Source organism: Desulfonispora thiosulfatigenes DSM 11270 (genome assembly GCF_900176035.1).
GTDB lineage: Bacteria > Bacillota > Peptococcia > Peptococcales > Desulfonisporaceae > Desulfonispora > Desulfonispora thiosulfatigenes.
Window position 1 is genome coordinate 13,608 of the sequence record NZ_FWWT01000019.1, and the last position, 12,926, is coordinate 26,533.

The 12,926-nt window shown below is 33.0% G+C and carries 12 protein-coding genes; 11 read left to right on the plus strand and 1 reads right to left on the minus strand.

Features of this window, described 5'->3' with window-relative positions; translation table 11 throughout:
• Positions 1 to 13: 13 nt before the first annotated feature.
• The 11 genes from purE (at position 14) to B8965_RS07810 (ending at position 11,467) form a co-directional block, all read left to right on the plus strand.
• Positions 14 to 514, plus strand: coding sequence for a 5-(carboxyamino)imidazole ribonucleotide mutase (purE, locus tag B8965_RS07760; protein ID WP_084053380.1), 501 nt, complete (start codon positions 14 to 16; stop codon positions 512 to 514).
• A 105-nt stretch (positions 515 to 619) separates the two neighbouring features.
• Positions 620 to 868 (plus strand): phosphoribosylformylglycinamidine synthase subunit PurS, encoded by a 249-nt coding sequence (gene purS, locus B8965_RS07765; protein ID WP_084053382.1) that lies wholly within the window; start codon positions 620 to 622, stop codon positions 866 to 868.
• Position 869: 1 nt separating this feature from the next.
• Positions 870 to 1,583, plus strand: a complete 714-nt coding sequence (purQ, locus tag B8965_RS07770) for a phosphoribosylformylglycinamidine synthase subunit PurQ (RefSeq protein ID WP_084053384.1) — start codon at positions 870 to 872, stop codon at positions 1,581 to 1,583.
• A complete protein-coding gene (purL, locus tag B8965_RS07775; RefSeq protein WP_084053386.1) occupies positions 1,573 to 3,771 on the plus strand; it encodes a phosphoribosylformylglycinamidine synthase subunit PurL in 2,199 nt (732 codons plus the stop codon). Before purQ ends, purL begins: the two co-directional genes overlap by 11 nt.
• A 5-nt stretch (positions 3,772 to 3,776) precedes the next feature.
• On the plus strand, positions 3,777 to 5,195 hold the full coding sequence (gene purF, locus B8965_RS07780; RefSeq protein ID WP_084053464.1) for an amidophosphoribosyltransferase: 1,419 nt from the start codon (positions 3,777 to 3,779) through the stop codon (positions 5,193 to 5,195).
• Positions 5,185 to 6,237: a phosphoribosylformylglycinamidine cyclo-ligase gene (gene purM / locus B8965_RS07785; RefSeq protein WP_084053388.1), complete on the plus strand. Its 1,053-nt coding sequence runs from the start codon at positions 5,185 to 5,187 to the stop codon at positions 6,235 to 6,237. The genes purF and purM overlap by 11 nt, the downstream gene beginning before the upstream one ends.
• Positions 6,234 to 6,824 (plus strand): phosphoribosylglycinamide formyltransferase, encoded by a 591-nt coding sequence (gene purN / locus B8965_RS07790; protein WP_084053390.1) that lies wholly within the window; start codon positions 6,234 to 6,236, stop codon positions 6,822 to 6,824. The genes purM and purN overlap by 4 nt, the downstream gene beginning before the upstream one ends.
• A 14-nt stretch (positions 6,825 to 6,838) precedes the next feature.
• On the plus strand, positions 6,839 to 8,374 hold the full coding sequence (purH, locus tag B8965_RS07795) for a bifunctional phosphoribosylaminoimidazolecarboxamide formyltransferase/IMP cyclohydrolase (protein WP_084053392.1): 1,536 nt from the start codon (positions 6,839 to 6,841) through the stop codon (positions 8,372 to 8,374).
• A gap of 29 nt (positions 8,375 to 8,403) precedes the next feature.
• A complete protein-coding gene (purD, locus tag B8965_RS07800) occupies positions 8,404 to 9,669 on the plus strand; it encodes a phosphoribosylamine--glycine ligase (protein WP_084053394.1) in 1,266 nt (421 codons plus the stop codon).
• A 99-nt stretch (positions 9,670 to 9,768) separates the two neighbouring features.
• The gene (locus B8965_RS07805) at positions 9,769 to 10,566 is read left to right on the plus strand and encodes a sirohydrochlorin cobaltochelatase (RefSeq protein WP_084053396.1); all 798 of its coding nucleotides are present in this window, start codon (positions 9,769 to 9,771) and stop codon (positions 10,564 to 10,566) included.
• Positions 10,567 to 10,738: 172 nt separating this feature from the next.
• Positions 10,739 to 11,467: a hypothetical protein gene (locus B8965_RS07810; protein WP_084053397.1), complete on the plus strand. Its 729-nt coding sequence runs from the start codon at positions 10,739 to 10,741 to the stop codon at positions 11,465 to 11,467.
• A 185-nt stretch (positions 11,468 to 11,652) separates the two neighbouring features.
• Here B8965_RS07810 and B8965_RS07815 read toward each other — a convergent pair whose 3' ends face one another.
• Complete coding sequence (locus B8965_RS07815; RefSeq protein ID WP_084053399.1) at positions 11,653 to 12,909, minus strand: S8 family peptidase; 1,257 nt, start codon at positions 12,907 to 12,909, stop codon at positions 11,653 to 11,655.
• Positions 12,910 to 12,926 lie beyond the last annotated feature (17 nt).

Sequence of the window (12,926 nt, forward strand, 5' to 3'; positions counted from 1 at the left end):
GGAGTGATATAAAATGGCAAAAAATTTAGTCGGAATTGTAATGGGTAGTGACTCAGATTTAAAGATTATGAAGCCATGTATTGAAATTTTAAAAGAATTTAACATACCTTATGAGGTAATTGTGGCTTCAGCTCATCGCACACCACATAGAGCATTATCTTATGCTGAAACTGCTGATGAAAGAGGATTAGAAATTATAATTGCTGGTGCTGGAGCAGCTGCACATTTAGCGGGTGTACTAGCTAGTGTAACTACTTTACCTGTCGTAGCTGTGCCAATTAACTCAACTCCTTTACAAGGATTAGATGCACTTTATGCAATGGTGCAAATGCCTTCAGGTGTTCCTGTGGCTACAATGGCTATTAATGGTGCAAAAAATGCAGCATTATTTGCTATGCAAATCTTAGCTGGTAAATATCCTGAGTATAAAAAGTTACTAAAGTCATATAAAACTCAAATGAGTGTTGAAGTAGAATTAAAAGATAAAAAGGTAGCAGAAGAACTAAGTAAATAAAAACATAGCCCATGTTGTGAATTTTTCTAAGTTCATGCTGGGCTTCTTTTATACTTAGTATAAAATTTTGAATTAATTTTGAAAATAATGAGGAGGTAGAAATTTATGTTTAAAGCGTTAATTCATATTACTTTAAAAGAGAGTATCTTAGATCCACAAGGGAGTGCAGTAAAAAAGGGTTTAGAATCTTTAGGTTTTTCTGATGTAACAGATGTTAGGGTAGGAAAATATTTAGAAATATCCCTGGAAGCTAGTGGAAAATCTGAAGCAGAAAATAAGGTATTAGAAATGTGTAAAAAACTTTTAGCCAATCCTGTAATTGAAAACTATGAATACGAATTGGTGGAGGGTTAAAATGAATTTTGCTGTAGTAGTTTTTCCCGGTTCTAATTGTGATGCTGACTGTTTTCATGTTATTAAAAATGTGTTACATGAAGAGGTAGAATATGTGTGGCATAATGAAAAAAAATTACCTAAACAATATGATTGTATAATCCTACCAGGTGGGTTTTCTTATGGTGATTATTTAAGAACAGGAGCAATTGCTCGTCTATCTCCAATTATGGAAGAAGTTAAAAAATTTGCAAATAACGGTGGTTTAGTATTAGGAATATGTAATGGCTTTCAAATTTTAACGGAAGCAGGTTTATTGCCAGGCGCTTTAGTAAGAAATAAAAACTTAAAATTCATATGTAAAGATTCGTATTTAAAAATAGAAAATAATAAAACAATATTTACAAACATGTACAATTTGGATCAGGTTATAAAAGTACCAGTAGCCCATGGAGAAGGAAATTTTGTATGTAGTGAAGATACTTTAGCTGAATTAAAGAAAAATGGTCAAATTGTCTTTAAATATAGTTCGCCAAATGGTGAAGTAACTGAAGAGGAAAATTTCAATGGTTCGCTAGAAAGTATTGCCGGCATAATCAATAAAGAAGGTAATATTCTGGGTATGATGCCACACCCAGAAAGATGCTCAGAAAATATTTTAGGAAATGATGCGGGTAAGTTATTATTTGCTTCAATTGTAAAAGCTTTTAAGGGAGGTACTTTAAGTGGAAACTAAAATATGGCAACAAGTAGGGCTTACTGATTATGAATATGGATTAATTACAGATTTACTAGGAAGAGAGCCTAATAATGTTGAATTAGAAGTTTTTGGAGTTATGTGGTCAGAACATTGTAGTTATAAAAACTCTCGACCAGTACTTAAAAACTTTCCAACTAAAGGGCCTCAAGTCCTACAAGGACCTGGAGAAAATGCTGGCGTAGTAGATATAGGCGATAGCTTAGGAATAGCCTTTAAAATAGAAAGTCATAATCATCCTTCAGCAGTTGAACCATATCAAGGGTCAGCCACGGCAGTAGGTGGAATAATTAGAGATATCTTTACCATGGGAGCTAGACCAATCGCCCTTTTAGATTCTTTAAGATTTGGATCTTTAAGTAGTGCTAAATCCCGTTATTTATTTAATGGAGTGGTAGAAGGAATAGGTGGATATGGTAATTGCATCGGTATTCCAACCGTAGGAGGAGAAACATATTTTCATCCATCTTATGAGGATAATCCGATAGTTAATGCAATGTGCGTAGGTTTAGTAGAACATAAAGATTTAGCTAAAGGTATAGCAACAGGAGTAGGAAACCCTGTAATGGTAGTTGGTGCAAAAACAGGCAGAGACGGTATTCGTGGAGCAAGTTTTGCTTCTGAAGAGTTAGGTGAAGACACAGAAGAAAAACGTCCAGCTGTACAAGTTGGAGATCCATTTATGGAAAAATTACTTCTAGAAGCTTGTTTAGAATTAATTAAAACAGGTAACGTTGTAGGCATGCAAGATATGGGTGCAGCAGGACTTACTTCATCTTCTTGTGAAATGGCTTCTAAAGGAGATAGTGGAATTGAAATAGATGTAGCCTTAGTACCAAGACGAGAAGAAGGCATGACACCTGATGAAGTCTTAATTTCAGAGTCTCAAGAAAGAATGTTAGTTGTTCCTAAAAAAGGAAAAGAAGATGATGTAAAAAGGATTTTTGATAAATGGGGCTTAGATGCTGTTGTAGTAGGACGTGTTACAGATGATGGCATTTGGAGAATAAAAGAAAATGATAAGGTAGTAGCTGAAATTCCTGCTAAAGCTTTAACTGAGATGTGTCCAATGTATAATCGTGAAGGTAAAGAACCTGATTATATTAAGGATGTGCAAAATTGCAATTTACAGGACTTAAATGAACCAGAAAACTATAATAAGATATTTATCGATCTTTTAGGCAGAGAAACAATTGCAAGTAAAGAATGGGTATATGAACAATATGATCATATGGTAGGAGTAAATACAATTGTAAGACCAGGCTCTGATGCAGCTGTTGTAAGAATAAAAGGGACCAAAAAGGCCGTTGCTTTAAGTACGGATTGCAATTCTCGTTATGTGTATTTAAACCCATATTTAGGTGGAAAAATTGCTGTTAGTGAGGCAGCTAGAAATGTAGTATGTTCTGGGGCTAAACCACTTGGCGCAACAAATTGTTTGAATTTTGGTAACCCAGAAAAACCTGAAGTATTTTGGCAATTCAAGGAATCAGTTAATGGTATGAGTGAAGCTTGTGCTAAATTAGATACACCTATTACAGGTGGAAATGTAAGTTTATACAATGAAACTAAAGGTGAATCAGTATTTCCAACGCCAGTAATTGGCATGGTAGGTTTACTGAAAAATGTGGACAAGGCCTGCACCTTAGGTTTTAAAAAAGAAGGAGATGTAATTCTTCTTTTAGGGGAAAACAAAGATGAACTTGGTGGATCAGAGTTTTTAGCAATGTTCCATGGATTAGAGGCAGGTATGCCACCTAGTTTAGATTTAGATAGAGAAAAAGATTTGCAAAACTGTACTTTACAGTTAATTGAAAGTGGTTTAGTAAATTCAGCTCATGATACAAGTGAAGGTGGACTTAGTATTGCGTTAGCAGAGTGTGCTATGGCAACTAATTTAGGAGCAGAAATTAATATAGATAGCAATATAAGACCAAGTGCATTATTGTTTGGTGAAACTCAATCTAGAATTATTATTAGTGTTAACCCAAAAAATGTAGAGTTAATTAAAGATATTGCCAATGGATTTAACTTACCTGTGAGTACCCTTGGAGTAGTAAAGGGTGATTCTTTAAAGATTAAAGGAAATAATTTCGAATTAGATGCTAAGTTAAACGATATGATAGAAAAATATAAGGGGGCAATACCGTGTTTGATGAACGATTAGACAAAATGGAAGAAGAATGCGGTGTCTTTGGCATCTATGGTCCAGGAAATGATGTTGCTAGTTTAACTTACTATGGACTCTTTGCACTTCAGCATAGAGGCCAAGAAAGTGCCGGAATTGCTGTAACAAATGGAAATCATATTAAAATTCATAAAAATGTAGGGCTAGTTACTGAAGTTTTTTCTGAGGAAGATTTAAAAAAACTTAAAGGTGATATAGCAATAGGACATGTACAGTACTCTACTACAGGTATAACTTCAGCTTTAGATGCCCAACCAATAGTTTGTAGTTATTTACAAGGAAATATTGCTCTTGCACATAATGGTAGTTTAACTAATGCCAAGGAGCTTAGAAATAAACTTGCAAATAATGGATCTGTCTTTCAATCTAGTACTGATTCGGAAGTGTTTGTTAATTTAATAGCACATTATGGGCAAAATCCTATTGAAGAATCTTTAATGAAATGCATGATTGATGTTAAAGGATCTTATTCTTTAGTAGTTATGACAGAAAATAAACTTTTAGGAGTGCGTGACCCTTATGGTAATCGTCCTCTTTGTATCGGTAAAATTGGAGACGGTAGTTATGTACTTGCCTCTGAAAGTTGTGCTTTAGATACAGTAGATGCAGAATTTGTTCGTGATGTTGATCCAGGTGAAATAGTTGTTATTGATAAAAATGGGATTAATAGTATGCGTATTTTACCTAAAGGTAAAAAGGCACTATGTATATTTGAATATATATATTTTGCTCGTCCTGATAGTACGATTGATGGGATAAATGTAAATTATGCTCGTTATTTAATGGGATGTGAATTAGCTAAAGAAAGTCCTATTGATGTTGATGTAGTTGTACCCGTGCCTGATTCAGGAAATGCTTCAGGAATTGGCTATGCTGAAACTGCTAAACTTCATTTTTCCCAAGGAATCTTAAAAAATAGATATGTAGCGAGAACATTTATTAAACCTACTCAAGCTTTAAGGGAAATAAGTGTGCGCTTAAAGTTAAATCCAATCAAAAGAATACTTGAAGGGAAAAGGGTAGCTGTAGTTGATGATTCAATTGTTCGTGGTACTACTAGTAAAAAATTAGTAGAAATTTTACGTAAAAATGGTGCTAAAGAAGTACATTTATTAATTAGCTCACCACCGGTAAAATTTCCTTGCTACTATGGTATCGATACATCAGAAAGAACAGAATTAATAGCTGCTCTTAAACCTTTAAAAGAAATCGAAAAATACATTGGTGCTGATAGTTTACATTATTTAAGTCAAGAAGGTTTATATAAGGCAGTAGGTAAAAGTAAAGGCTTTTGTAGTGCTTGCTTAGATGGTAATTATCCTATACCGATCCCTTCTGGTGAAGGTTTAGGAAAAAACTGTCTAGAAATGTCAAATGATAAGGTGGGAAATCATGCAAAATAAAGGATTAACTTATCAAGAAGCAGGCGTAGATATAGATAAAGGAAATAGAGCGGTAGAATTAATCAAACCTTTAGTAAAAAGTACTTTTCGTAAAGAAGTTGTTACAGATTTAGGCGGCTTTGGCGGATTATTTGCTTTAGATAATAGTAAATACGAACAACCTGTTTTAGTATCAGGTACTGACGGAGTTGGGACAAAGCTAAAACTTGCGTTTATGATGAATAAACATAATACCATTGGTATCGATGCAGTTGCGATGTGTGTAAATGATATCTTAGTTTCTGGTGCTGAGCCTTTATTTTTCTTAGATTATCTAGCTGTTGGCGGACTTGATCCTGAACAAGTTAAAGAAATTGTAGAAGGAATAGCTGAAGGATGTAAGAGATCAGAATGTGCTTTAATTGGAGGAGAAACTGCCGAAATGCCTGGGTTTTATTCTCCTGGAGAATATGATGTTGCAGGATTTTCCGTAGGAGTTGTGGATAAGTCTAAAATAATTGATGGCAAGAGTATAAAGCCAGGAGATATTGTTTTAGGACTTCCTTCAACAGGAATTCATAGTAATGGTTTTTCATTAGTGAGAAAAGTACTCTTAGAAAAAGCTAATTTATCTTTAGATGAAGAGATTTCTGAATTAGGGGATAAATTAGGTAATGTTTTACTTGAGCCGACTAAGATTTATGTAAAGTTAATTAAAGCATTATTAGAAAAGGTAACTATAAAAGGTATGGCACATATTACTGGTGGAGGATTAATTGAAAATATTCCTCGTATATTACCAGAGGGAACAGATGTAGTTTTAAATAAGGGAAGTTGGCCTAAGTTACCAATTTTTGAACTTATAAAGAAACTTGGTAATATTTCAGAAGAAGAAATGCACCGTACATTTAATATGGGAATAGGTATGATTTTAATTGTAGATCCAAGCGAAGAAAAAGTAATTATTGATTTATGTGAAGGTTTAGAGGAAAAAGTATTTAATATAGGAACAGTAACTGAGGGTCATAAAAAGGTTTCATTTCGAGAGGGTATAAATTTATGAGCCATAAATTAGCAGTGTTTGCTTCGGGTAGAGGCTCTAATCTGCAATCCATAATAGATCAGGGATTTAATATTGGTGTAATAATATCCGATAAAAAACAAGCAAAAGCTCTAGAAAAGGCAAAAGAAAAGAAAATTCCTTCATTATTTATTGATCCAAAAGCATTTTCTTCGAAAACAGAGTATGAAAAAGAACTATTAAAAGTAGTAAATGAGCATAATTGTAATTTGATTTGTTTAGCAGGATTTATGAGAATTTTGAGCCCTTATTTTATAAGAAATGCGCAGATGAAAATTTTGAATATCCACCCCTCATTATTACCTTCTTTTCCAGGTTTACATGCACACCAGCAGGCTCTTGATTACGGAGTCAAGTTTTCTGGTTGTACGGTACATTTTGTAGATGAAGGAATGGATAGTGGACCAATAATTATGCAGGCAGTTGTGCCTGTATCAGATGAAGATACAGAAGAAACATTAGTAAATAAGATATTAAAGGAAGAACATCGTATCTATCCTGAAGCGATAAGGTTAGTCGTAGAAGAAAAAATTAAGGTTCAAAATAGAAAAGTAATTATAAACGAGTAGGAAGGTGAGACGAGTTGAAAAGAGCATTAATCAGCGTTTCTGATAAAACAGGAATAGTTGATTTTAGTAAAGAGTTAGTAAAGTTAGGATTTGAAATTGTTTCAACAGGTGGTACATTTAAAACTTTACAAGATAATGGAATTAATGCTATCGGAATATCAGATGTAACAGGTTTCCCAGAAATCTTAGAAGGAAGAGTTAAAACTTTACATCCCAAGGTTCATGGCGGAATTTTAGCAAAAGATACAAATGAACATATGGCAGTTTTAAAAGAGCAAGGAATCACGCCTATTGATATAGTCGTTGTTAATTTATATCCTTTTCAAGCTACTATTGAAAAAGAAGGGGTTACCCTAGAAGATGCAATAGAGAATATTGATATTGGTGGACCAAGTATGGTAAGAGCTGCTGCTAAAAACTATGAACGAGTAGCTATAGTTGTTAATCCTTTAAGATACTCAGAAATTATCGATGAATTAAAAGAGGAAGGAAAAATTTCTCTTAAAAATAGAAAAAAATTAGCTCTAGAAGCGTTTGAACATACAGGTCAATATGATGCAACAATTAGTCAATATCTTTCAAAAACCTTATATCAAGAAGATTTACCCGAAACATTCTTAATGGGAGGACACAAGATATCTTCCTTACGTTATGGCGAAAATCCACATCAAAAGGCTGCCTTTTACGCTTTTGATGGTAATATTAAGGGAACAATAGCTGGAAGCAAACAATACCAAGGAAAAGAACTTTCGTATAATAATATTGTAGACGTTGAGGCAGCTTGGTCAATGGTTAAAAGCTTTGGGAATCATCTTTGTGCCTCTTCAATAATTAAACATACTAATCCTTGCGGAACAGCATTAGGATCTAATATTTTAGAAGCTTATCAAAGAGCTTTTAAAGCTGATTCCATGTCTGCATTTGGAGGAATTGTAGGGTTAAATCAAAAGGTCAATAAAGAAACAGCTGAAGAAATTGTGAAAACATTCATGGAAGCTGTGGTTGCTCCTGAGTTTTCAGCAGAAGCCCTAGAAATATTTACGCAAAAGAAAAACTTACGTGTGATTGAAATGGGTTATGAACAGCCTAAAAAGGAAATGTGGATAGAAAAAGTTAGTGGTGGATTTTTAGTCCAAGATCGTGATGAAAAAGAAGTTGAAATCGATGATTTAGAAATAGTAACAGATAAAAAGCCGACTGAGGAAGAACTTGAAGAACTATTATTTGCTTGGAAAGTAGTAAAACAAGTTAAATCTAATGCTATCGTAGTCGCTAAAGATAACCAAACAATTGGGGTAGGCGCAGGTCAAATGAACAGGGTGGGTTCAGCTAATATTGCGTTTAACCAAGGTGGTAAAAATTGCAGAGGCGCGGTCCTTGCAAGCGATGCCTTTTTCCCATTTAGAGATACAATTGATAATGCAGCAAAAGCAGGAATAAAAGCGATCATACAACCTGGTGGATCTGTAAGAGATGATGAATCAATAAAAGCATGTAATGAACATCATATAGCTATGGTATTTACAGGAGTTAGACACTTTAAACACTAATTTTTTGCAAAACAAAAGAGGTGATTTTGATGCAAGTTTTAATTATTGGTAGTGGTGGTAGAGAACATGCATTAGCATGGAAAATAAGTCAAAGTCCAAAAGTTTCACAAATATATTGCGCTCCTGGAAATGCGGGTATAAGTGAATATGCGACTTGTATAGAGATTAAAGATAATAATTTAGATGAATTACTATCCTTTGCCAAAGAAAAACAAATTGATTTAACTATTGTAGGCCCTGAAATTCCACTTAGTTTAGGAATTGTTGATTTATTTAATGATAACGGACTAAAGATATTTGGTCCTTCTAAATTAGCAGCAGAAATAGAAGGAAGTAAAGCTTTTTCAAAAGATTTAATGAAAAAATATAATATACCTACGGCAGAATATGAAATCTTTACAGAGGTAGAACCTGCTAAGGACTATTTACAAGATATAGGAATTCCTTGTGTAGTTAAGGCTGATGGATTAGCTGCAGGAAAAGGAGTAATGGTTTGCTTTACTGAAGAAGAAGCATTAAAAGCAATATATGAAATTTTATTAGACCAAAAGTTCGGAGATGCAGGAGCAAGACTGGTTATTGAAGAATATTTAGAAGGTCAAGAAGTAAGTATGTTAGCTTTTTCAGATGGAAAAACTATAGTTCCAATGGTTTCAGCGCAAGATCATAAGCAAGTTTTTGATAATGACAAAGGACCTAATACAGGGGGCATGGGAGCTTATTCACCAGCACCAATTTACACTGATGAGATACATGACTTTGTCGTTACTGAAGTATTAGAAAAAACGATAAAGGCAATGGAAATTGAAGGCAGAAATTATCAAGGTATCTTATATGCGGGGTTAATGTTAACCCCTAAAGGACCAAAGGTTTTAGAATATAATGCACGTTTTGGCGATCCCGAAACACAAGTTGTCCTTCCGCGTTTAGAAACTGATTTAATTGTTATTATAGAAGCAATTTTAGAAAACACCCTAGATAAGATTACAATTAAATGGTCTCAGGAAGCTGCCGTATGTGTAGTAATGGCATCTGGTGGTTATCCTGGTGATTATGAAAAAGATAAAGTAATCACAGGTTTAGAAAAGGTTAGTGAACCTACAAGGATTTTTCATGCAGGAACAGCTACAAAAAATGGGCAAATTGTCACAAATGGTGGACGTGTTTTAGGTGTCACGGCCTTAGGAAAGACTATTCAAGAAGCAATTAATAATGCTTATAAAGGAGTAGAAAAAATTAATTTTGCTGATGTTCATTATCGAAAGGACATTGGGGCAAAAGCAGTAAAGGGCTAGTAGTTTCTAGCTCTTTTTTTGTTTTATATGGTATATTTAAAAGAAAAGAAAAGAAAAGAAAAGAAAAGAAAAGAAAAGAAAAGAAAAAGGAGGTAAATAATGAATAAAGCTATAATATTAGTCAGCCATGGAAGTGTTAGGCCTGAAACAAGGGAACAATTAGAGGAACTAGCAAATAGGATAAAAGAAAAGTATTCAGATTACGATGTGAATTTATCTTTTTCAGGGAAAATAATAATAAAGCTCTTAAAAGAAAAATATAATATAATTATGAAGACACCCAAGGAAGAATTAACTAGATTAATCCAAGAAGGCTATACAGAAATTATCGTTCAATCTCTACATATTTTACCTGGTCTAGAGTTCCATGGATTATTAAAAGATATTAGTGAATTTAAAGGTGCAAATATTAAAGTGGGTTATCCATTATTATCAAGTAATACAGATTACTCAAAATCAGCAAAGGCAATACAAATGTTATTTCCGAATTTAGAAGAAAAGCAAGGAGTAGTCTTAATGGGTCATGGAACATATCACCCAAGCAACTCAGGTTATGCTTGTTTACAAAACCATTTTTATGATCAAGAAAAGAACTTTTTTATTGCAAACGTAAAAGGGTATCCAAAGTTGGAACATATTATAGGTAAGCTACATAAGCTAAATATAAACCAAATAGTCTTAATGCCTTATCTTTTAACTGTTGGTAATCATGTTTATGAAGATATGATAGGCAATGACAATTCTTTTATTAAAGTACTAGAAAAAGAAGGTATCAAGGTAATTCCATATCTAAAAGGATTAGTAGAAGATGTTAATCATCAAGATATATTTATCGAACATATTAATGATGCAATTTCTGGAATAACATTAAAAGATAAGTTTAAATTAGATGCATAAATACAAAGACATTCTTAAGATAGAATGTCTTTATTAAAAAATTGCCAATAAATCAAATTTTCAGAATTTACTAAAAGTTAATTATGTGGTAGAATAAATTCACAGATGAAGGAATTACAGAACGAAAGATTAACAGCCTAAAGAATAAATAAAGATAAAGGGAGATGATTTAATGACAAGGGAAGAATTTTTAATCAAAATGGATGAAAAGTTAGCAAATAGAGTTACCTTTTCTAGAGAAGAACTGAGTAAAATTGGATTAGCCTTTACATTACCTAACTTATCTAGCGAAATTATTGATTGCGAAAAATCACATAAGAGCTCCTTAATCTTTAAATTTGATGATAAAAATGGTGTTAAATTTTACAAATTATCTGTAGCAAATATCAATGATACTTACATCATACCATTTAATTTCAGTAAATTTCTTTTAAAAGAAGTAACAGCTGAAGAAGTTTTAATAAAGTTAGACATCTTAAAGAATAATGTGGCTTATCAGTTCTCTATAAGTGAATTTGGTAAATCTACCATCAAGCAATTAGAACATGTCAATAATTATAAAAATGTAAGAAGAGATTTACTGCATCCTAAATTCTTATATATTTATCGGGGCAGAACTGATAATGTAATGGGAGATTATACGTTAACTCATCCTAAGGTTATTTTAAAATGGTTAGCTCGTAGAGAAGATAAAGTGGCTGAAAATAAAGAAAGCGAATTTTTAGATAAAGAAAATCCATATGTTGATATAATTATCAATGAATCTGGAGAAGTTTTTAGATTTTATTGGAAAGATAATAATAAAGAGATAAAACAAAGACTATTAGCAATTTTAAAGAAAAGTAGAGTGTTTTATGGCACTACATTTATTAAAAACGAAGTTGAAGAGCAATGTATATAGAGTATTATATTTTAAGATGAGAGTCTTCTAGCTGAGCGCAGAAGGCTCTTTTTTTATGTAGATTAAAAACATAAGTTTGTAGATAAAATATAAAATTATAAAAAATATAAAATAAAAAGATAAACATCTAAACAAATAAAAATAATAAAACAAAAGGATTCCAAAGATTTGAAATCCTTTTGTGATTATTGGTTATTTTTTAAATTTCTTATAGCTGCCTGGGTATCAATTAAACCAGATCCTTGAAGATTTGCATCTAAATTATTTACACCCCTAGCAGAATTAATAAGAATAGTCTTAACTTGGTCGGGTGTTAAGGAACTATCAATTTGTAAAATTTGAGCAACAACACCGGAACATACACCTGAAGCCATGGAGGTACCGGAGAGAGTAGTATAATAATCATCTACCTTTGTGCCTTTAGATACCCCTTTAGATAAAAGAGAAGTGATTTTTACTCCAGGAGCTAAAATATCAGGCTTAGTTAAACCATCTATCGTAGGACCACGACTTGAAAAACTTGCTACATCATCATCTCTAGTTTTAACCGTTTGTTTAGTATCTAGAGCACCTACTGTTATTATAGAAGGATGAATTCCAGGTGAATCTATTGTTTTAGGATCAGGGCCACTATTACCTGCAGCAGCACAAACTACAATACCTGATTTCCAAGCCTTTTCTGCAGCTAAACATAGAGGATCCTTTTCATAAGTTTGAGAGGCAGCAGTACCTAGGGATAGATTAATAACTCTAATATTCAGTCTTTCTTTATATCTTATACACCATTCGAGTGCTCTAACAATAGTAGAAATATTACCTGAACCATCCTTATCTAGCACCTTTACACCGATAATATTTGCTTCAGGAGCGGGTGCAGTATAGCGAAAAGAAGAATGTTTTCCACTAGCAGCTACGTTTCCAGCTACATGCGTACCATGACCATTATCATCATAGGGATATTTTTTTCTCCTGACAAAATCTTTAAAGGCAATAATTCTATCCTCTAGATCAGGATGATTATAGATGCCTGTATCTAATACAGCTACTCCTACACCTTTACCAGTAATGTTTTTTCTCCACAATTTACTTGAATTAATAGATGGAGAGGCAATATCTAACAAGGCTCTTACTTTACCATCATGCCAGACATTTTTGACTAAAGGATTTTTCATTAATAATTCAAGATTTTTAGTATTAACAGTAGTAGTGAAAAAGTTAATTAAAGGTATTTCTGAATCAATAACACATTTTGCAGTTTTGGCAATTTCTCTAATAGCTAATTCTTTATTACGCTGACTTTCAAATTCTACGATAACTGGAATTTTGTTTTTATGAAATCCTAAGCGAAAAAAAGGCTGATCTATATTAGAAAAATTTGATTTTAAAGTAGGGCATAACTTGTGGGAATACGTTTCAAACCAGTCGTTATTACTAAATCTCATACTATCCCCCCTAAAGA

Excerpts from the sequence above, each read along its gene's own strand:
- purE (WP_084053380.1), top strand. The coding sequence starts at position 14 with ATGGCAAAAAATTTAGTCGGAATTGTAATGGGTAGTGACTCAGATTTA.
- purS (WP_084053382.1), top strand. The coding sequence starts at position 620 with ATGTTTAAAGCGTTAATTCATATTACTTTAAAAGAGAGTATCTTAGAT.
- purQ (WP_084053384.1), top strand. The coding sequence starts at position 870 with ATGAATTTTGCTGTAGTAGTTTTTCCCGGTTCTAATTGTGATGCTGAC.
- purF (WP_084053464.1), top strand. The coding sequence starts at position 3,777 with ATGGAAGAAGAATGCGGTGTCTTTGGCATCTATGGTCCAGGAAATGAT.
- purM (WP_084053388.1), top strand. The coding sequence starts at position 5,185 with ATGCAAAATAAAGGATTAACTTATCAAGAAGCAGGCGTAGATATAGAT.
- purN (WP_084053390.1), top strand. The coding sequence starts at position 6,234 with ATGAGCCATAAATTAGCAGTGTTTGCTTCGGGTAGAGGCTCTAATCTG.
- purD (WP_084053394.1), top strand. The coding sequence starts at position 8,404 with ATGCAAGTTTTAATTATTGGTAGTGGTGGTAGAGAACATGCATTAGCA.
- B8965_RS07805 (WP_084053396.1), top strand. The coding sequence starts at position 9,769 with ATGAATAAAGCTATAATATTAGTCAGCCATGGAAGTGTTAGGCCTGAA.
- B8965_RS07810 (WP_084053397.1), top strand. The coding sequence starts at position 10,739 with ATGACAAGGGAAGAATTTTTAATCAAAATGGATGAAAAGTTAGCAAAT.
- B8965_RS07815 (WP_084053399.1), bottom strand. The coding sequence starts at position 12,909 with ATGAGATTTAGTAATAACGACTGGTTTGAAACGTATTCCCACAAGTTA.